Origin of the sequence: Clostridium aceticum, from assembly GCF_001042715.1 — a bacterium.
Taxonomy (GTDB): Bacteria; Bacillota; Clostridia; order Peptostreptococcales; family Natronincolaceae; genus Andreesenella; species Andreesenella acetica.
On record NZ_CP009687.1, the window covers coordinates 3,312,210 to 3,331,509 of the forward strand.

The 19,300-nt window shown below is 35.2% G+C and carries 21 protein-coding genes; 6 read left to right on the top strand and 15 right to left on the bottom strand.

Annotated features, from left to right (window positions below; all coding sequences use genetic code 11):
* Nucleotides 1-40 precede the first annotated feature (40 nt).
* Nucleotides 41-760: a response regulator transcription factor gene (locus CACET_RS15165; RefSeq protein ID WP_242849915.1), complete on the top strand. Its 720-nt coding sequence runs from the start codon at nucleotides 41-43 to the stop codon at nucleotides 758-760.
* On the top strand, nucleotides 753-2,069 hold the full coding sequence (locus CACET_RS15170) for a HAMP domain-containing sensor histidine kinase (protein WP_044824421.1): 1,317 nt from the start codon (nucleotides 753-755) through the stop codon (nucleotides 2,067-2,069). The genes CACET_RS15165 and CACET_RS15170 overlap by 8 nt, the downstream gene beginning before the upstream one ends.
* Nucleotides 2,070-2,072: 3 nt before the next feature.
* Here the strand turns inward: CACET_RS15170 and CACET_RS15175 are convergent, their stop codons facing one another.
* From CACET_RS15175 to CACET_RS15185, 3 genes are read right to left on the bottom strand one after another with little or no spacing between them, the layout of a single operon-like run.
* Nucleotides 2,073-2,831 carry an ABC transporter ATP-binding protein gene (locus CACET_RS15175; protein WP_044824548.1) on the bottom strand — a complete coding sequence of 253 codons (759 nt, stop codon included), beginning with the start codon at nucleotides 2,829-2,831 and terminating at the stop codon, nucleotides 2,073-2,075.
* Nucleotides 2,809-3,888 (bottom strand): FecCD family ABC transporter permease, encoded by a 1,080-nt coding sequence (locus tag CACET_RS15180; RefSeq protein ID WP_044824420.1) that lies wholly within the window; start codon nucleotides 3,886-3,888, stop codon nucleotides 2,809-2,811. The genes CACET_RS15175 and CACET_RS15180 overlap by 23 nt, the downstream gene beginning before the upstream one ends.
* 17 nt (nucleotides 3,889-3,905) lie before the next feature.
* Nucleotides 3,906-5,072: an ABC transporter substrate-binding protein gene (locus CACET_RS15185; protein WP_052661333.1), complete on the bottom strand. Its 1,167-nt coding sequence runs from the start codon at nucleotides 5,070-5,072 to the stop codon at nucleotides 3,906-3,908.
* 313 nt (nucleotides 5,073-5,385) lie between these two features.
* Here CACET_RS15185 and CACET_RS15190 point away from each other — a divergent pair, with 313 nt between their 5' ends.
* Nucleotides 5,386-5,778 (top strand): metal-dependent transcriptional regulator, encoded by a 393-nt coding sequence (locus tag CACET_RS15190; protein ID WP_044824419.1) that lies wholly within the window; start codon nucleotides 5,386-5,388, stop codon nucleotides 5,776-5,778.
* A 137-nt stretch (nucleotides 5,779-5,915) separates the two neighbouring features.
* Here the strand turns inward: CACET_RS15190 and CACET_RS15195 are convergent, their stop codons facing one another.
* The 4 genes from CACET_RS15195 to CACET_RS15210 form a co-directional block, all read right to left on the bottom strand.
* Nucleotides 5,916-6,248: a hypothetical protein gene (locus CACET_RS15195; RefSeq protein ID WP_044824418.1), complete on the bottom strand. Its 333-nt coding sequence runs from the start codon at nucleotides 6,246-6,248 to the stop codon at nucleotides 5,916-5,918.
* A 292-nt stretch (nucleotides 6,249-6,540) separates the two neighbouring features.
* Complete coding sequence (locus CACET_RS15200; protein ID WP_044824417.1) at nucleotides 6,541-7,050, bottom strand: GNAT family N-acetyltransferase; 510 nt, start codon at nucleotides 7,048-7,050, stop codon at nucleotides 6,541-6,543.
* A 31-nt stretch (nucleotides 7,051-7,081) separates the two neighbouring features.
* On the bottom strand, nucleotides 7,082-8,041 hold the full coding sequence (locus tag CACET_RS15205) for a M14 family metallopeptidase (RefSeq protein WP_044824416.1): 960 nt from the start codon (nucleotides 8,039-8,041) through the stop codon (nucleotides 7,082-7,084).
* 80 nt (nucleotides 8,042-8,121) lie between these two features.
* The gene (locus CACET_RS15210) at nucleotides 8,122-8,859 is read right to left on the bottom strand and encodes a class I SAM-dependent methyltransferase (protein ID WP_044824415.1); all 738 of its coding nucleotides are present in this window, start codon (nucleotides 8,857-8,859) and stop codon (nucleotides 8,122-8,124) included.
* Between the two features lie 773 nt (nucleotides 8,860-9,632).
* Here CACET_RS15210 and CACET_RS15215 point away from each other — a divergent pair.
* From CACET_RS15215 to CACET_RS15225, 3 genes are read left to right on the top strand one after another with little or no spacing between them, the layout of a single operon-like run.
* Nucleotides 9,633-10,022, top strand: a complete 390-nt coding sequence (locus CACET_RS15215) for a PadR family transcriptional regulator (protein ID WP_479722635.1) — start codon at nucleotides 9,633-9,635, stop codon at nucleotides 10,020-10,022.
* A gap of 19 nt (nucleotides 10,023-10,041) precedes the next feature.
* Nucleotides 10,042-10,680 (top strand): ABC transporter ATP-binding protein, encoded by a 639-nt coding sequence (locus CACET_RS15220; protein WP_044824414.1) that lies wholly within the window; start codon nucleotides 10,042-10,044, stop codon nucleotides 10,678-10,680.
* A gap of 3 nt (nucleotides 10,681-10,683) precedes the next feature.
* Entirely contained in the window at nucleotides 10,684-11,469 is a 786-nt protein-coding gene (locus CACET_RS15225) for an ABC transporter permease (RefSeq protein WP_044824413.1), read from the top strand.
* 117 nt (nucleotides 11,470-11,586) lie between these two features.
* Here the strand turns inward: CACET_RS15225 and CACET_RS15230 are convergent, their stop codons facing one another.
* The 8 genes from CACET_RS15230 to CACET_RS15265 all read right to left on the bottom strand — a co-directional run bounded on the left by CACET_RS15230 (nucleotide 11,587) and on the right by CACET_RS15265 (nucleotide 18,692).
* A complete protein-coding gene (locus tag CACET_RS15230) occupies nucleotides 11,587-11,898 on the bottom strand; it encodes an AtuA-related protein (RefSeq protein ID WP_044824412.1) in 312 nt (103 codons plus the stop codon).
* On the bottom strand, nucleotides 11,895-13,247 hold the full coding sequence (locus CACET_RS15235) for an acyclic terpene utilization AtuA family protein (protein ID WP_044824411.1): 1,353 nt from the start codon (nucleotides 13,245-13,247) through the stop codon (nucleotides 11,895-11,897). The genes CACET_RS15230 and CACET_RS15235 overlap by 4 nt, the downstream gene beginning before the upstream one ends.
* A gap of 75 nt (nucleotides 13,248-13,322) precedes the next feature.
* A complete protein-coding gene (locus tag CACET_RS15240; protein WP_044824410.1) occupies nucleotides 13,323-14,084 on the bottom strand; it encodes an ABC transporter permease in 762 nt (253 codons plus the stop codon).
* Nucleotides 14,085-14,111: 27 nt separating this feature from the next.
* Complete coding sequence (locus CACET_RS15245) at nucleotides 14,112-15,230, bottom strand: ABC transporter substrate-binding protein (protein ID WP_044824409.1); 1,119 nt, start codon at nucleotides 15,228-15,230, stop codon at nucleotides 14,112-14,114.
* A gap of 153 nt (nucleotides 15,231-15,383) precedes the next feature.
* Nucleotides 15,384-16,181: an ABC transporter ATP-binding protein gene (locus CACET_RS15250; RefSeq protein ID WP_044824408.1), complete on the bottom strand. Its 798-nt coding sequence runs from the start codon at nucleotides 16,179-16,181 to the stop codon at nucleotides 15,384-15,386.
* Between the two features lie 535 nt (nucleotides 16,182-16,716).
* A complete protein-coding gene (locus CACET_RS15255) occupies nucleotides 16,717-17,445 on the bottom strand; it encodes a hypothetical protein (RefSeq protein ID WP_044824407.1) in 729 nt (242 codons plus the stop codon).
* Entirely contained in the window at nucleotides 17,429-18,319 is an 891-nt protein-coding gene (locus tag CACET_RS15260) for an ABC transporter ATP-binding protein (protein ID WP_044824406.1), read from the bottom strand. The genes CACET_RS15255 and CACET_RS15260 overlap by 17 nt, the downstream gene beginning before the upstream one ends.
* Nucleotides 18,309-18,692: a GntR family transcriptional regulator gene (locus CACET_RS15265; protein ID WP_044824405.1), complete on the bottom strand. Its 384-nt coding sequence runs from the start codon at nucleotides 18,690-18,692 to the stop codon at nucleotides 18,309-18,311. Before CACET_RS15265 ends, CACET_RS15260 begins: the two co-directional genes overlap by 11 nt.
* Between the last annotated feature and the right edge of the window lie 608 nt (nucleotides 18,693-19,300).

A 19,300-nucleotide genomic window follows, 5' to 3' on the forward strand; every position in this document is an offset into this window, starting at 1 on the left:
ACATTTCATCTTAGTTGGTCTTATGGTTTAGATTATAGATATGGATGGTGGTAAAGAAATGACTGACTATACTGGAAATATTCTTATTATTGACGATAATCCAGAAATCTGTGAAATTTTAGGGGTATTGCTTCGTAAAGAAGGTTTTAGGGTACAGGAAGTGCAGGATTGCTCTAAAGCTCTTGCCTTTTTTTCAAATCCCATTGACCTTATTATATTAGATGTAATGATGCCAAAGCACTCAGGCTTTGAAATATGTGAAAAAATCCGTGAAATCACAACAGCACCTATCTTATTTTTAACCGCCAAGGCAGCGGATAAGGACAAAGAGATGGGATTTTCCTGTGGAGGAGATGATTATTTAGTAAAACCTTTTTCTTCTTCTGAGCTAATAGCTCGTGTCAAAGCACTTCTTCGCAGATACTTTATCTATCAAGGGGGAAAAAAACATACTTCTACTGAAAGTATTCATATAAGGGATCTCTGTGTGGATTTTTCAAAGAAAACTGTATGGATATTAGGAAAAGAAATTAATCTAACAGATAAGGAATACAAGATTTTAAAGCTGCTCCTTCAAAATCCTTCGAGGATTCTGTCCTCTGAAGAAATTTATGAAAGTGTTTGGAATGAAGCTTTTTTACCTAGCTCTAGTAATACGGTGATGGTTCATGTTAAAAACCTTAGAAGAAAAATTGAATTAGATTATCAAAATCCTAAATATATCCGAACAGTTTGGGGAAAGGGTTACGAAATTGGCTAGAAACAAACAACCAGTTAAATTATACTATAAGCTAGGGATAAGCGGACTTTTGGCTTTTATGCTTTCAATTTTGATTTTTTTAACGTTCCAATCTTTGACCTCTCGAATCTTAACGCATTATTGTACTAATCCAGAAGTCATCTCTTATCAGGAACAAAAAAAGGTTGCTGATTTGCAGCGATACATTTTTGACCATAATCTATCCGTCTATGATTTTCCTCAAATTGCCCAATGGGTAGAAGGTAAGGGACTAACCATGATATCAATTTATTATAACAATTTGCTGATATATGATTCCCATAGCTCCTATTCCGCCAGCTCCCTAGACTATGGCATTGATATTTCTCCCTTACCTTGGCAAAAACTTTATCCCATTTGTTTTTCTGATCATAAAGCCTTCGTTGTAGTTCTTGATCTATTTCAGCATCGTTTTCAAGACTATAGTACATATTTTAGTCTTCTTATGTTTTTTATTTCTTTTATAGCTATCATACATCTATTGATCATAAAAAAGGCAGGTTATATTAATATTTTAGTAAAAGAAATTAAAGGTCTCCAAGCAGGAAACTTAAATCAGTCTATTACTATAAAGGGGAAGGATGAATTGACTGAATTAGCCAAGGGAATTGATGAGATGCGTAAGACATTTATACTGCGAGAGGAGTATACCAATGAGCTTAAAGCTGCCAGTAATGAAGTAATGGCCAGAATTTCCCATGACTTAAGAACTCCCCTGACAACAATCATAGGCTATCTAGATATTATGGTGGGCCAAGAAAGCTCTGAATCTTCTAATAGTTCCTCCTATTTATCTAAATGTAGGGCTCGGGCATTACAGTTAAAGACACTAATTGACAATCTATTTCAGTATTTTTTTGTATCTACTCAGGTGGCAGATCAAGAATCCTTTACAACCTGTTTTGGAGCTACTGAACTAGATAAAATCATACAAGACCATCTTTTTCTTTTAGAGCAGCAGGGATTTTTTATTCAAAACAAAACCACCAATGATAGATATGCTATTGAAATCCATTTAGACTTGATACAAAGATTATTCGATAATCTTTTTTCTAATATTCTAAAATATGCAGATCCTTCCTACCCTGTTAAAATTATTAATTATATAGAGAATAACATTATGGTTGTAGAGCTTTCCAATAGTATTCTTCAGAGTCCCCAAACTTTTGAAAGTACAAAGCTTGGCTTCAAGACCTGTGAAAAGATTATGGAACAGCATCATGGAAAATTTATAGTACATCAAGATAAAACAGAATTTATGGTTAAACTTCTTTTTCCCATTTTAGAATAAAGGCTAGCTAAGCCTTATTGGAGTAATGGTGGTATATCCTCTAGTGCTTAGACCGACTTCTACTTCCACCTTATAAGCTTTTTCCAACAAATCCGGATCTACAACGCTGTAGGGATCTCCCTGCTTGAGAGAATAGCCTCCATTAAGCAAAATCATATAATCGCTGTAGCGAGCAGCCAGAGCTAAATCATGAAGTGCAGTAATAGTAATGGCTCCAGTGGTTTTGCTGTAGCTTTGTGCTATATTCAAGACTTGAAGCTGATGACGGATATCTAAAGTGCTGGTGGGTTCATCTAAAAGTAAGACCTTAGGATTAGAGACCAAAGCCTGAGCTAAAATAACCAGCTGTTTCTCTCCTTCACTTAACTTTGAGAAGGACCGACAGCTGAGAGCCATTAGCTCTAATTCGTTTAATACTTTGGTAACCTCATTTAGGTGAGCTTGTTCCACCTTCCAACTTAAATCCTTCACCCGTCCTAATAAAACCATTTCAAATACTGTCAAATCAGAAAATGCTGGTATTATCTGAGGCACATAGGCTATCTCCTTTGAAGAAATTCTTTCTCCTTCTTCCATTTTGATCTCAATACTTCCCTGAAACTTAACTAACCCTGCGATAGCCTTAATCAATGTTGTTTTTCCTACTCCATTGGAGCCTATTACAGAAATAAGCTGCCCTCCTCTTAATACAGCAGAAACATCCTTAAGAACCTCTTTATTTTCATAGCTTATTCTAATTTTAGACAATTCCATTATAAGCATTTTTTTTCCTCCTTAGAATCATATAAGCTAAAAAAGGTATGCCTATCAGAGAAGTTACAATTCCTATAGGCACAATAATGCCAGGTATAAGCAGTTTCGCTGTAATGGATGCACATACCATCAAAAGAACTCCAAACATAGCGGACATAGGAGCTAAATATCGTTGATCCTCCCCTACCAACATACGAGCAAAATGAGGAGCTACTAGACCAATAAAACCAATAGTACCTACGAAGGATACAGCTCCTGCTGTTAGAAGTGCACTTAAAATAAAAACATGCAGCTTAACCTGCTGGGTGTTTATACCTAGACTCTTTGCCCGTTCCTCTCCTATGGACAGTGCCGTCAGCCTCCATGCATATCGAGAAAGAATGATGGCACAGGCTATAAATATGACGCCGCTAACTTTAACACCTGTCCATGTAGATTTAAGTAAGCTTCCAAACATCCAGTATAGGATTTGTCCTCCAACCTCTGGAATAGAACGAAATTGAATCAGAGATAATAAAGATTGAAACAGAAAATGAATAATAATGCCTAACAGTATCATGGTTTGAGACTGCATCCCTTTTGTTTTTCCTAGTATAAAAATTACCATGGTTGATAAAATAGTCATTATAAAAGCCAAAAGGGGAGCATTAATCCAAGACAAGGCGCCCCCTAGTGGAAATCCAGTAATAAAAGCCACAGCTGCACCAAATCCAGCTGCGGATGAAATCCCCAGTGTATATGGGCTTGCTAAAGGATTGACGAGGATAGTCTGAAGCTGATTACCTGCTAAGCCAAGAGAAGCACCTACCCATAAACAAATGAAAGTCATAGGTAAACGCACATTCCATATGATGAATACAGTAATGCTTTCTCCTTTAGGTCCGTTGATCAATGCCCTAAATACATCTGAAATAGTGAGATCAGAAGAACCTACCATTAAATCTATCAATAAAGCACCAATCACACCAATCAATGTAATAAAAGTAATCTTATTTCTCTTTGCATTCATCCTTTGATAAAAATGTAGAACCTCTGTATCAGAATCTGGTTGTTTTGTATAAATCATTCCTGTATTCCCCCTCGTTAATCCTGGTATTTAGTCATAAAGCAACCTTCTAATGAAATAGGCATATATCGCTCATAAAAAGATATTAGATTTTGTTCTGGGCTAATATCTTCAAACAGCTCTGGATACAGTACCTTTCCAATAAACTGAAGATAAGTATAATCATAAATGGTTCTAAGACCTCCATGGTCAACAGCATATATCTCACCCTTTTTGATAGCAGAAAGCCTTTTCCATCCTGGTCTCTGTATATAGGGTCTCATTCTTTCTATGGTTTCTTTCCGGTCAATTCCAAATCCTATCTTTACTCGATTGCCTCCATCATTCACCCAGTTTGAACCTACTAGGAAAATCACCTCGGGATCCGATGACAGAATATGTTCTGGACTTAGAGACCCATAGCTCTCTACCTTGCCAAAAGCAATATTCTTTCCCCCAGCCATGGTAATAAGGTTGCCCCACATATGCTCTCCATAGCTATTTCCATACTCTGATGGTCCTAGATTTCCCAATTCAACATAGACTCTTTTTTTCTCTTCATTTTTTAGACCAGAAACCCTTCTTTGCACATCTTCAACTGCTGCAGCATATTCATCCGCCAGCGCCTTTGCCCGCTCTTCTTTTCCTGTAATCATACCAAGAATCTGAGTGCTTAAAATATGCTTATGGACCTCTTGAGAATTATAGTCAATGACCACTACCTTGGTGCCTGCAGTTTCTAATTTTTTTACATTTTCCCCCAAAATTCTATATTGAAAGGGTGCTAAAATAGCTACATCAGGGGCAACACTTAAGGCTGTTTCCATACTAAAAGAGCCATTATAGATAGATCCTGTATTGATAATATGAGCTAGTTCAGGTATATTTTTCTCATAGGCATTGTACTGTCCATTAAAAAAATCAGCCCACTCTGCCTTTGAAATGCACACCACATTTTCAAAGTTTTCATTAACTGCTAAAAAATTTTCCGCATAAAATCCAAGAAAGATGCGTTTGGCAGGAGCCTCTAAGATAATCTCACGATCTGCCAGATCCTTAAATGAAATGGCGGTATCCCATGCTTCTTTATGCTCTTGTAATTCAACACTCTTGCTATCCTCATTGCCTAAACTACATGCAGTAAAACTGGTAAAAACTATAACTGCTATAAATAATAGGGATAAACATTTTCCATTTTGAAACATCCTGTCCCTCCTCCTCTATCTCTCATAAAGCTGTTTTCTAGCTGAAATACAGCGTCTATGCGATGAACTTATATAAAGCACTTAACTAAAAAGTTAGCATAATCTAACTTTACTGATTTTATTGAAAAATTGCAATAGATTTTTCTCTTTTATTAACTTTTTACAGGTTTTATAGCAAAATAATTATTCTTCTGCTTTTCTTTAGAAATTGCCATAGGAGGTTCTTACCTTGGTTTCTATTGGCATGTTAAAGAAATTGAAGTATAATAAATATGTTAGAATTATTTAACTTTATATTCTGTGGAGGAAATTTATGAAAAAACTTACTATTGCTATGGAAAACTATCTTGAAGCCATATTTCTTTTATCGACAGATGAGAAGGGTGCTAGGGTATCTGATATTGCTGAAATGCTGAGGGTGACAAAAGCAAGCACTAATAGTGCCATGTCCACTCTTTCAGAAAAAGGACTGATTGTCAATGAAAAATATAAAGAGGTGTTTCTTACCCCAGCTGGACGTAAGCTAGCAGAATTCACCTCTAAAAAACATAAAATCATTGAAAAATTCTTTACGCAGGTATTAAAAATAGATGAGGCTATTGCCAATAAAGATGCTTGTGAAATCGAGCATGTGATCAGTAGTGAGTCTATTTCTGCAATGGAAAAATTTTTATCTGATTTTATAGAAAAAAATACACCCAAATAGGCAGGGAGAGAAATTAAGTATTCTCACTTTAAAGAAGAACTACATATAAAATAGTTTGCTTGCGGTTGTCCTGCATATATGGCACACTTAGATTTTTCAAGTGCAAAATGATATCCTGATTCATCCTTTTGCCCCCCTTACATTTTCAATTTTTCAAATGGATCTAACTGATGCCGTAATCCTTCACCAATTAAATTTAATGCCAACACTATGAACATAATAAATAAAGCAGAACTCATCAAAATATACGGGGCCTGAAAAAAGTGGTCACTACCATCCGTCAACATGCCAAAAGATATCCCCAACACTAACACAATGCCTAGTGTCAAAAAGGAGGAAATCAGCGTTGTTTGTCCGCCATATAAAGTACGAGTCAGTACATCACGTCCAAATAGGTCCGTTCCCAACAGAAGTAATAACATTCCCACCCGAAAACTTAGGGGATAGGGCCTAGTTTTACTGAATTTCATCACAAATTGCCTCCTTTATAATGAAGCTGGGGATTTAACACCATATAAATAAGATCAATGTAACATACTTACTACAACTTATATATATTACTTTAATTCTTATTATTCAGCTACAAAAAAAGCAACAGTTTAATAAAATAAACTGTTGCTTTTGTGCAGTCTCACGCTTATAGTGCTGGTGATTTTAACCCCATTCTATCTCCAATATTGCCACAAACATACACAATACTTATACAAATAGCGACAACTTTCCTTTAAAATTCAATTCAGTATAACCTGGAGAACTTTCAGTCTATAGTACTTCTTTTTCCATATGTACTGTTTCCTCCTGATCACCCTCTTCAACAGTAATAACAAATCCCTTCTTCGTCCAAAAATCAAAGCCTCCTGGAAGATGTCTATGGGTATGTAAATAGACCTTTTCATATCCGCTTTCTTTACAAAATTGAAGGAGTTCTTCTAATAAAAGAGAACCTATTCCCTTTCTTCTCAAACTTTCATCTATATAACATCTACCTAATTCTGCTGTTACTTCTTCCTTATACATTCCCTCTAAAACTTTAAATCTATCTACAAATTGCTTTACTGCTATAGTTCCAATTAATTCCCCTGATTCATTGAAGGCTCCCACTAAAGTATTCTTTTTATTGTCGATATAGGCCTCTTTAAGATTTATAATATCATGATGATATAGTGGATTTTCATCTGTGTTAAATAATTTCTTCACCATTTTAAATAAAAACTCACGAGCTATTTGTACTTCTTCCACATCTATTCTTCTAACATGTATTTGATTTGACATAGTATTCCTCCAATAAGTTTACATTAAATTCTTACCTTGATTGAATTGAAGAAATGGCAGCTAAAAACCCTTCTTCCTTAATAGCCAGAGCAACAGTTTGATATAAGATGATTCCGTCAGTAGGAGAAAAGTATTCTCCTAATAAATTATCAAATACATCTCTTATTTCCCCAATCTTTTCTTCTTTTCCTACCTTATCTCCAGTTTTAAAAGAAGGATACCAATAACCTTCCTCTTTTGCTATAATTTCATTTACTGGATCAAAAAAGGTTATTTTAGCATTTGATTTATTGTCTATTCTATAAACTTTAAGATGATCTAAAATATTTAAAATCTTTTCTGTATAGCAGTCTACCTCTTCTTTACTCCAGATTCCCATACCCCCCAATTCAGTTAAAATACCTGGTGTTCCTTCTAATGCCGCACTACTATAAGAACCATTCTTTGCATGAGAAGCTACTAAATATTCAAAACCAGAAGCTTCAGCAGCCTTCCTTGAAATTTCTGCAACTTCTCTTTCTACCGCTATAGGATAAAATAGCAAAGGCTTTATAGTTCCATGTAAATCTGCACCATGCATGTCTATATAAAAATCAACCTTCTTGGATAGCTGGTTTAGAATAAAATGGGCTAACTTTTCACTTGTATTTCCACTTTCATTTCCTGGAAAAATTCTATTTAGGTTTTGTCTATCTTCTTCCGTAATAGCTGCTAATCTTTCTCTAAAACCAGAACAATTAACTGTATGTATGATGATTATTTTTCCTGCAACCTTATTTAAATCTATAATTTTAGCTAGATTTTTAGATGTCTCTATACCTACATATTCAGCTCCATGTACTCCAGCAGTTATTAGAATTGTCTTACCTCCTTCCTTTCCTGCAATACAAGTGAAAGGAAGTTTTATTTCAGTATTTCTTACTTTTAAGAATCCCTGTTTCTTAATACTTTTCTCTTCTGCAAATAATTCTTCTACTTCATAAGTTTTCAAAAAATCTCCTCCTATAAACAGATATTGAAAAAATTATTTTTATAATACAACTTATACACACAAGATTGGCGAAATAAGATTTACTCTGCTTTCACCACACACAAAGCAAACTTACTGATCACTGACTTTTCAGTATTCGATTGGCTGTTTATATATCTTTCTCTTTTTATATCAGAGGATATGTTGCTTGCCCCTGCATTAATAAAATACGATATGTCCCAAGCTGGGCGATATTGTCTGCTTAAAGGAAGCTCTTTAGCAATATTCTCAATAGGAGTAGAATCTACCCCCAGCATATACTTGTGAGTTGGTTTATTCTCCTTGGATTTTATAGCTTCCTCATAATCTTTACTATAATAATGAAGATAATAATTACCATCAAGAATGAGAATATGACCACCAGGACGCAGAACTCTCATCCATTCGGTATAAGCTTTATCAGGATTCTCTAGATTCCATACCAGATCTCGTGAGACAATATAATCAAAGCTTGCATCTTCAAATTGAAGGTTCTGAGCATCCATCTGTAAAAGTGATACATCAACCTTTGCTTCAGAAAAATTTTTAGAAGCATATTCCAACATGTTTTCTGAATAGTCCACAGCTGTTACTTTGTGACCCCATTGAGCTAAAAGTATGGAAAGAAATCCAGGACCACATCCAATATCTAGACAGTCCAAGTTTGGCTTATTAGGTGCATATTTCTGTAGCATAGATAGACATTCTTCTTTTACATCATTTTGCAGTTGCTCATTAATACTCAGTGAATAGCCCTCAGCTCGTTTGTTCCAATAATTCTTGATATTTTCTAGTTCCATTAGTTAGCCTCCTTTAATATTATGAGCTATAAAAATCAAAACATTTTTAACTACTTTAGTAGGTATGTTGTTCATATTTAAACTTAATTAGACAATAGCTTGCACTAGCGTCTACATCAACATTCTTTTTTTAGAATATAAATTGTAATCAATATTACAATATTTTATCTATTAAGTATTGACCTAAGCCATGTAGTCATTTAGAGTGCTATCTCTCCCTTTAGGAAAGATAGTATTAAGTGGTAAAAAAAAAGACTACAAAAACTACTTATTACAGTAGTTATAGTAGCCTTCATGGCGTAAATATGTCTTCATGACTATTCTTTGTTGTTTTTTATAAACTTTCATTACCTTCATAATAAATCATAGTTAATATTTTGTCAATAATCTTTCTGTTTTTATACAGTGAATTTTATTGGTCTTTTTACCCTCAAGTTTTTGCAGTTATAACACCTCTACTCTACAAAATTTCTTCTCTCCTTAAGCAAAGACTCCTAAATTTATTATCTAGAAGAGCATATACTAATCTTAAATTTTTAAAACATATACAGGAAAACCTGCATATGTTTTTTGCCTCTATTAACATTTAGTGGTAATTAAACCACCTACTACAGCAGTGATACTTTTTAAAGAAATCTTTATCCCTTTGATCTTCTTTAGGTTTTCCCATATTGGATAAATAAAGTAGATTAAAAGTAATCCATGTAAAAATATTGCAATTCCACCTGTCAGAATAAGACTACCTTAAAGCTGCTTGTAAGGAGTTAACTTTTATGATATTATTATATCATAACTTGATATCGTATATTGATATCGTAGTATATAGTCAGAATTATATAGTAGAGGTGAATAAAATGCAAGACCAAATTTTAAGAAAATTTTTCTTAGGTTTTATACAAATCCATATACTTCATCACGCAAAAAAAGACCCCTTCTACGGCGCTTGGATGATAGAAGAACTTAAAGAACATGGGTATGATATGAGCCCTGGAACCTTATATCCACTACTACACAGTATGGAGTCCAAGGGGCTAGTTGAAAAGGAAGAAAAGACTGTGGAGGGCAAGGTTAGAAAATACTATAAGATAACTACATTGGGAAACGAAGTTTTAGAAGAAGCCCGAAAAAAAGCTTATGAATTATTTAAAGAAATCAGAGATTAATGAAAGGAAGATGATTCCAATGTTTTTACTTAAGGAAGTTAAATATAAGGATATTCTTAATATTGAAAGTCTTAGTATTAAAAAACATAAAACAACTTGCATTGTGGGGGAAAGTGGCAGTGGAAAAACGACATTATTACGTCTTTTAAATAAACTAATTAGCTATGATAGGGGAGAGATTTTTTATAATAACCAACCCTTAAGTGACATAGACTCTATAAAATTGAGAAGAGATGTCGTCATGCTTCCACAAGCCCCTGCTATCTTTAGTGGGAGTATAAAGGATAATTTATTAATAGGACTGAAGTTTTCTGAGAGACCACTTGCCTCTGATAATCAGCTTTATGAAGTATTAAAATTAGTAAAGCTGAATAAAGAACTAAGTCAAGATACTGAAAAGTTATCTGGTGGGGAAAAGCAAAGGGTCGCTCTAGCTAGAGTAATTCTTATGAATCCAGAAGTACTATTACTCGACGAGCCTTCTTCTGCTCTTGATGAAGATACTGAGCATATAATTATCGAGTCACTGGTAAATTACACCAAAGAAAGTGATAAGACCCTTATTATGGTCACCCATTCTAAAAAAGTAGCAAGTCAATTTGCTGATGAAATTATTGAGATAAAGCAAGGTAAGATAATCAACGGAAAGGGGGTATAAACTATGGATGGAGTAATAGAACTTCAATTATGGCAGATGGCAGCAGCTTATATTTTTGTTGTTATTCTATTGTTTATTGTAAGGATGAGGGGAATCTCAAGAGAAAAAGAAATCCTTATTTCTTCTATAAGAATGACAGTTCAACTTATATTAGTAGGTTATATACTTGTCTATTTATTTAATAATATTAACCCTTTAAATACAATTATCGTCATAGTTGTTATGGAGGTATTTGCTATTCATAATATCTATAAAAGGACGAAAGGAAAGCTTTCTAAACCTCTAAAAAAGATTATTGCTATATCCATGTTATTTGGTACATTATCAAGCCTTATTTATTTCTTACTCGTAGTAATTAATATCTCTCCTTGGTATGATCCTAGATACTTCATTCCCATCGCTGGAATGCTTATTGGCAATTCCATGACAGGCATTTCACTTGGAGTAACAAGACTTGTAGGTGGCATGTATTCCGAGAGGCATCTTATTGAGTCAGCATTGATGCTTGGTGCAACCCCTAAAATGGCTGTAAAACAAATAGTAGATAATGCTTTTGATTCTGCAATCCTCCCAACAATTAACTCTATGGTAGGGATGGGTATCGTATTTTTACCTGGAATGATGACTGGGCAAATTTTATCTGGCATATCTCCTGTTACCGCTATTGAATATCAGATAGCAATCATGCTTGGTATTCTTGGCAGTGTTGCCCTCACTGTCATACTATTTGTACAGCTAGGCTATAAAACTTTCTTTAATGAAGAAAATCAATTGATCATAAACGACTAGGAATCAATGGGACGCAATGGGACGGGGTTGTCACTTCTTAGGGATATAAATCCTTCTTAGCTTATGCAGATTTTTACAACTTTGCATTTTCCAAGAAGGATTTAGATACTGATACCGCTACTTTATATCTTTAAGCTCTATTTCTAAAATCGCCTGAGCAGTACTACGGCCCAGTGCATCAAGTCCTAATGTTCTACAGGAACCTCCATCAAGTGAATGCTCCAAAACAAAATTCAGTGAAGAAAGTCCGTCAATTTCATAACGTGTTACTGAGCCTTTACACATATCACGAAAGAAATATTGTACCCTTTCTGCGGATAGCTGCTCTTTAATAAATTCATAATCAGATTCTCTGTATGGAATAACGCTGATATTCACCATATTGCCTTTATCACCAGCGCGAGCATGTGCAATATCTCGTAGCTTCATATCTCCACCTCCTCATATCTAACCGTAGCAACAACATCCCTAGCAGGAATGAAAATTGATGTGACGGAATATGACCTTCTCATCTTTGTATCTATACCGGTAGAACTGGCGGGACCATTTGTGTAGAGGAATCCGAATTCATCCATATATAACTTTGCTTCTTCCTCTGTTTTTGTGCGAACTGACATACGTAGCATTATTTCACTGTGTCTGTCGGTGGAATAGTAGTCAGAAGTGGCTGTCTTGCAAAGTGCATTGTAGCCTACATAATCTGTACGGCTATCAATCGGCTTTATCCCCACAATTTTTGCCCGTTTCCAAATAATGTCCGCACACAACTCCGCTAATTTTAATGAATTACTGCCTGCAAAAGTAACTATACCCGTAGCTATGAAGCCGTCAGTGTACCCCACATTGACCTTCAGGGTCTCTGGAATTCCTTTTGAGACTGCTCCTGTTACTTTAACAGCATCTTTTCCTATCTGCTGAAAACAAACTCCAGAAAAATCTACGATTGCATCTGGTGTCTTGTAACACGTAGGATCTGTTATCTCGTATAGCAGTTGTTCCTTACAGGTATCCACATTGACGATACCTCCCGAACCTTCAACTTTAGTTACAACAAAGCTACCATCCTCAGAAACTTCGGCAATAGGAAATCCCAAGCGCTCTAGCCCAGGGACATCCTTTTTACCAGGATCAGCAAAAAAACCACCTGTAATTTGCCCACAACATTCAAGAAGATGCCCTACTAAAGTCGCCTGACCCATATTGATGTGATTACGATCCCAACCAAACTCATACATCAAAGGAGCTGAAAAAAGTGCTGCATCTGCAATTCGCCCTGTAATCACTACATCCGCGCCATTTTCCAAGGCTTCACGTATGGGCTCTGCACCTAAATATGCATTGGCATAGTACAGCTCACCGTTTAATTCGGCCAGTGTTTCACCAGGATATTGCCAACGCTCATTTTTCATATATAGTTCTATATTTGGAAAAATGTCATCTCCTTCAACTACTGCAATCTTAATGGATAGTCCCAACTCCTTTGCCACACGTGCTATTACTTTAACCGCACCTGATGGATTTGCACCACCCATATTTGTAATGATTTTTACTTTTTTCTCCACTGCCTGCTTTAATGTGCGGCGCATGCGCACCTCTAGCATTTCATTGAAACCTTTGGTTTTATCCTCTCTTTTTTGCACCTGTAGATTTGCAAATGAACGCTCTGCTAAAGTTTCAAAAACCAGGTAATCAAGCATTCCCTTTTCAAGTAGTTCTTCTACAGGTTCAATTCGATCTTTGCAGCAACCAGCACCACAACCAATTCTTACTTTTTTCAATATAATTCACCCCCTTACTGCAATCCACTATATAAAACATCTCACTTATTAAATGCATTGAGAATAGTACCTCTGTTATCCAATTGTCCACTTAAGCATGTGATTTTTCAGCTTTTCAAAAGTCTGCATTACAATAACCAGTATAATTACTAAGAAAATAAAACCAACCCATGTGTGATCGTAAAGGCCAAATTCAGAATATTTTTTTACAAAAAATCCCATACCGTACTGTGTTCCGTACATCTCTACAAATATTAACATCAAAAAGGTACTACGAAGTGAACTAACAAAGCCCGCTAAAATAGAGGGACTGGCTGCAGGCAAAATCACCTTTGTCATCAATTTGATTCCACGCAACTCTAAAGTAGCCGCCTTGTCAAAATAACGCTTATCAATGGTCATTACACCATTTATCGTAGCAAACAGAGTGGTCCAGACAGTGCTATAAGCAATCAGAAATACCGATGCTACAACAAAATTTGGAGCTAGCAACAGTACGAATGGGGATAGTAAAATAGATGGCACCACACTGAATGCGTAAATTATTGGATAAACTGCATCTCTAAGCCACTTAACTAATCCAAGCATTGTACCCATTACTAATGAAACAGTTAAAGATATTAGAATAGCTGGAATCATTAACTTAAAAGATGAAACCATGTTAGTCAACATAATCCCTTTGCTTGTTGAATATGCCTTCCCAATAGCATCTACGCTTGGGAATAAGAAGGGATTAGCACGCCCGCTTTCTGTTGCATATACATACAACAATACTAATCCCATGAACATGCATAAAGTAAGCCAATATTTTTTAAAAAAGTTTTTAAGCTTATTCATTATTCAAAATCTCCTTTGAATTGCTGATTAAAGGTTGTTTTCCTCGTAAAATTTTTGCAACCTTTCATAGAACTCTGGATCTTTACTTCCATATTCTTCTATTATTTCATCTAAGGCAGCCTTGTACAAATCTATGTTGATATGATCTAGAATGTCTATATTTTTAGCTTTTTCATTCAAAAAACCAGTCTTGTCTAGAATACCCCATGCACGGATAACTGAATTTTTAAGAGGATCCGGATTAATTACAAAATTTTCATTGAGCATAAAGGCAGCCACATACTCTTCAGTCACTCCCATGTTTTCAGCATGCAGGGCAACAACCTCTTTCTTATTAGCCTCATAATATTGCTGAGCACGAATCAAAGCTCTCATTAAAGCTTTAACGGTATTGGGATTGTTCTTTATAAAATCAGTTTGGGCAACAAGACGACAACAAGAATAGTTTGGCATTACTTTGCCGTGATAGGTGACAATTTCAACTTCATCCATTTGAGTTACAGCATACATATTTCCAGTGCCTTGTAAAGCATAGTCAACCTCGCCACGCACCACAGCAGCCAAAGCATCATTGTAATTAGTATAAACCACCCATTCCACAGCAGAAAGTGGATCCTCATATCCTAAATCCATAACAGCACCTGTAAAAGCGAAATAAACAGGATTGATGGCAACCTTCTTACCGATAAAATCTTGAACTCCATTCCACCCAGTGCCCTTGCGTGCAATAACTGGCATACAGCCATCTACCATGTGTCCTCCGAAAACTGTCAAATCTACACCAGAAGCAATTTGCTGCAAAGGATTACTAGTTCCAGCATTTGAGACAATATCTACCTTACCAGTAGCAAGTAGTGCCATAGCATTAGCGTTTGCTGTTGCAGGAACTACTTCAATTGACAGACCCTCTTCCTCGAGATAACCCATCTTTTCAGCAATTGCAAGCATCACATTCCCACTAGTGCCATAGTTCCATCTGATTACGCTGGTTTCAAGCTCTTTTTTATCTAGTTCATCGGATTGTAAAGCCTCAACAGTAGATGCCGGAGCATCAGTTGGTGTAGAATTGCCAGTGTTTTCACTACAACCTGTTAAGCTCAGTATTACCGTCATTACTAATGCTAATAAAATAATTGTTTTTTTCATTTTTACTCTCCTTTTTTAAATAGTTTATTTGTGGCGATTGTTAATCGCCAAACCTTTTAGTTTCATCTCGTTTTTTGTTGCTTTATGTAAGTTTCTCTCCTTGTATTGAATAATGTAAGTACCAGTAGAATAAAGTCTACAACAAAATGCAATTTATACATATTGATTAGAGATGTGGGATACCACATCCTTATTTATTTGAAAGATCAAATTATTACGCAACTGTAGAATTTGCGGATCCTGAAACTGAGCTTCACGTGTGGGACGACTACCTGGTAAAATAGAGCATTCATAGATTATGTTGCTAGGTGACTGCCCAAAAACAATGATTCGGTTAGCTAGCAACAGTGCCTCGTCTACATCATGGGTCACGAAAAATACAGTCTTTTTTTGATTATCCTGCGCCCACAACTTCAGCAACAAGTCCTGTAGTCGGGCACGGGTTACTGCATCCAATGCTCCAAATGGTTCGTCCATCAACAAGATAGGAGGATCAATAATAAATGCTTGCGCAATAGCACATCTCTGTTTCATACCACCAGATAACTCTTTCGGCAACTTACGGTAAACCGACTTGTCCAGTCCCACTGATTTTAATGTATCAAGGGCCAAGCCCTTAAGTTTCTTTTTATCTTGATTAGGAAATTTCTGTTTTAAAGCCAACATGATGTTTTCCCCCGCCGTCATCCAAGGAAACAGTCCATAGTCCTGAAATACCACTCCTCTACTTAGACTTGCCCCACTTATCGGCTGGTCTCCCAAAAGAATTGTTCCTGTTGTGGAAGTCTCTAAACCAGCCAGAAGACGCAAAAAAGTGCTCTTTCCACACCCAGACTGACCAAGCAAACACACAAATTCCCCCTCTTTTACATCCATATTAATGTCTTTCAATATCAATCTGCTATCGTTTTTATATGAAAACGATAGTTCTTTAATTCTTAAATCATACATCGTATTCTTCTCCTTTATACATTATGAATATAGTGAATATATACTTTGTTTGAGATCCTTTGCACCCTAGTAACTATAAAAAATCACTTATTTTTTCTATTAAGGATATTGCTCAGGATAATTTACATTTTGATAACTTAAACAAACTTAATTAATTTTCATTACATTTTATTGCAGGATTGTGAAAATAATAAGTAAAATTGAAAAATTTTATTAAAGTGCTGATTATTATAATAAAAGATAATGTTTTACATATCATTTATTTAACCAATATTGAAAAAGCATATATAGTTAGCTCTTAATCCCCCTAACCCTTTTGGACAAGCACCCTTTAATTTAGTAAAATAAAAACTAACAGGAAGTTGTCTAAAATGAGATTAAACGTAAGCGTACAATAGGTTCTTTCCAAAGTTTGTTGAAATGTTTAATTTTTAAGTTATAAAATCATGATACTTTCTTGATATAGAAGTAGCTCCTGTTAAATATCAATATTGATAATTAGCAGGAGCTGCCTTTATATTTATTATGAACTTTCTTATTCTACTTTGATAGGTATTCGCTTAGTTAAAATACGAACCAGCCATAGTCCAAGCCCGATTAAAATAAGAGTGGCAGTGATGGAAAATGGAATTGAAGGATTTGCAAAAGGGATGTCTAATGAAACTGCTAAAGGATGTGACAACTCTCCCTCCCATAATAAATCTGCTATAGAAACAAACAAAAGAGCAATAGCAACGAATCCAATCCCTACTAAACCTCCAAATCGATAAAAACCAACGGCGATAATCCATCCTGCAATATAATAGCATAATAGAATCAAACTTAGTACTAAAACTGGAACTATCCATATCGACGAGGTATCTAAAAATGCTATGGAGTTTGTGACAGAAGAGTATGCTGTAAATAATCCAAACAGTTCTAAAACCCCAGCAAGAATTGCTGCCAAGATCATAATACTAAAGGCTACTCCTACAGCTGCTACAGCTGAACCCCAAAAATAATCTCTTCGAGTAATTCCATTCTTTACTGCATAACCCATTAAGGAGAAACATGAGAGTATTGCAATAATTAGCATATAAATTTTTGAGGGTTGAAAGACAAAGTAAATCAAATTTAAATCTCTTTCCTCTACATCAGGAACAAATCTTAAAACTATAAAATGAATGATCAATACAACAGGTATATACCATAGGGACCATTGCATTTGGATACCAAATAAATCTAAAGCTAATTTTGATTTTATAGAACTATTTTCCGGATTCATTAGACCCCTCCTTTTCAGTTAAGTGAATAAATAATTCTTGAAGAGATACTGGACCTATTTCTAACCCTTGTTTTTCCGCCTTAAGTCGAATAGAGTCGTCAATGTTTTCATATACCATCACCGACTTTGTACCTCCAAGCTGTTGTGTATTTAGCTTATTCATGTATTGAACGAATGCATCCACCTCTTTGGCATTACCTGTAACAGATGCACCTCGACTAATTATTTCATCAAAGGCTTCATCAATCAACAAACTACCATGATCTAGGATTAGTACATGATCAAATAGGTACTCCATTTCAGATACAAGATGGGTAGATAAAATCATAATCCTTGGGTATCTAGCCTGGTCCTCCAACACTTCCTTATAAAACAACTGTCGACTTGGTGCATCCATACCAAGATAAACCTCATCAAATATGGTAATAGCACAGCGGCTTGCAAGGCCAAGTGTAATATTCAGTGCCGATTGCATACCACTGGAGAACTCTTTAATTGGCTTATCTAATGGCACCTTAAAAAGAGCAGCCAGTTCTTTAGCATAATCTAGGTCAAAGTTAGGCCGATAGCGTTCTGCAAACTCAAAATAAGCTGATACTGGTTCATATTCATCCCCATAGTCGGTCTCATAAACAAAGTTAATGTGGGGCATAATTTTACTATTTTCAAAGGGGTCTTCGCCACCAACTTTGATTTTACCCGATGTAGGGGCTTGATATGAAGCTAATAGTGAAAGTAGCGTTGTTTTTCCTGCACCGTTTCTCCCTATCAAACCATAGATTTTCCCCTGTGAAAGAGAGAATGATATATCTTTAAGTGCTTCAAAATCCTTATACTTCAAGGATACATTTGTAAAAGTTACATCAAGATTCATTGAGATCACACTCCTTTACTTTTTTTATGATATTAGCAATGTCCGTATCTGTTAGACCTAGTTTTTTTGCCTCCTGAATCATTGGTAATACAAAGTTATCTGCAAATAACTCTTTTCGATTTTGCATAAGTTTTTCTCTAGCACCCTCAGCTACGAACATCCCTACACCTCTTTTCTTATAAATAATGTTTTCCTCCACCAATAGATTAATTCCCTTAGATACTGTAATGTGATTTACCTTATAGAACTGTACCATTTGCGTTGTTGATGGAATTTGATCATGCTCTTTTAACTGATTATTCACGATTTGATCCTCAATTTTTTCTTTAATTTGTAAAAATATAGGCTTATTATCATGAAATAGTTGGCCCAATAAAATTCACCACCTTTTTAACATTAGTGACCATAGTGTGATAGTTATATAGTTATGTATATAAGTATAATGCATATGCTTTGTATTTGTCAAGGTCTTAAATAAAATTCACAAGTACTTTAAGTGGAAATATATTTAGATCCTGTTAATACCTAGTATTTGCAATAAGTAAGGGTGAATACATTGACATACCTCTCCATGTTCTATCATATCGGCAAACAGTACTGCACGAATAATTTTCCAAAGAATTGCCTAATTCTGCAAAATTGCTTTACCCCTCTATAATCAAATCCCCTAAACTTATATCGTCTAGGGGAACATATATACATTATGAATTTTTTTATAAAACTTTCTTAACTAGTAATTTTAACCTATTTCTTCTCTTGCAACACGCAACTCTCAACATAATTCGAGAGGACAGAACTAATGTCTTTCGAACCATCTGTTCATACTCTTCAATGCCAGACACTAATGCAAACCCAAAAGCTTTATATATATTCTCTATCATCGTAACTATCTCAATATGAGCCGTTTGTTTCAGCAGTATATTTTATCATCTAAATATATAGCATTTTATATGTTACCATAACCTTAAAACATTGAAATAT

Coding starts and splice junctions, on each gene's coding strand:
- CACET_RS15165 (WP_242849915.1), top strand. CDS start 41: ATGGATGGTGGTAAAGAAATGACTGACTATACTGGAAATATTCTTATT.
- CACET_RS15175 (WP_044824548.1), bottom strand. CDS start 2,831: ATGCTTATAATGGAATTGTCTAAAATTAGAATAAGCTATGAAAATAAA.
- CACET_RS15180 (WP_044824420.1), bottom strand. CDS start 3,888: ATGATTTATACAAAACAACCAGATTCTGATACAGAGGTTCTACATTTT.
- CACET_RS15185 (WP_052661333.1), bottom strand. CDS start 5,072: ATGTTTCAAAATGGAAAATGTTTATCCCTATTATTTATAGCAGTTATA.
- CACET_RS15190 (WP_044824419.1), top strand. CDS start 5,386: ATGAAAAAACTTACTATTGCTATGGAAAACTATCTTGAAGCCATATTT.
- CACET_RS15195 (WP_044824418.1), bottom strand. CDS start 6,248: ATGAAATTCAGTAAAACTAGGCCCTATCCCCTAAGTTTTCGGGTGGGA.
- CACET_RS15200 (WP_044824417.1), bottom strand. CDS start 7,050: ATGTCAAATCAAATACATGTTAGAAGAATAGATGTGGAAGAAGTACAA.
- CACET_RS15210 (WP_044824415.1), bottom strand. CDS start 8,859: ATGGAACTAGAAAATATCAAGAATTATTGGAACAAACGAGCTGAGGGC.
- CACET_RS15215 (WP_479722635.1), top strand. CDS start 9,633: ATGATATTATTATATCATAACTTGATATCGTATATTGATATCGTAGTA.
- CACET_RS15220 (WP_044824414.1), top strand. CDS start 10,042: ATGTTTTTACTTAAGGAAGTTAAATATAAGGATATTCTTAATATTGAA.
- CACET_RS15225 (WP_044824413.1), top strand. CDS start 10,684: ATGGATGGAGTAATAGAACTTCAATTATGGCAGATGGCAGCAGCTTAT.
- CACET_RS15230 (WP_044824412.1), bottom strand. CDS start 11,898: ATGAAGCTACGAGATATTGCACATGCTCGCGCTGGTGATAAAGGCAAT.
- CACET_RS15240 (WP_044824410.1), bottom strand. CDS start 14,084: ATGAATAAGCTTAAAAACTTTTTTAAAAAATATTGGCTTACTTTATGC.
- CACET_RS15245 (WP_044824409.1), bottom strand. CDS start 15,230: ATGAAAAAAACAATTATTTTATTAGCATTAGTAATGACGGTAATACTG.
- CACET_RS15250 (WP_044824408.1), bottom strand. CDS start 16,181: ATGTATGATTTAAGAATTAAAGAACTATCGTTTTCATATAAAAACGAT.
- CACET_RS15255 (WP_044824407.1), bottom strand. CDS start 17,445: ATGAATCCGGAAAATAGTTCTATAAAATCAAAATTAGCTTTAGATTTA.
- CACET_RS15260 (WP_044824406.1), bottom strand. CDS start 18,319: ATGAATCTTGATGTAACTTTTACAAATGTATCCTTGAAGTATAAGGAT.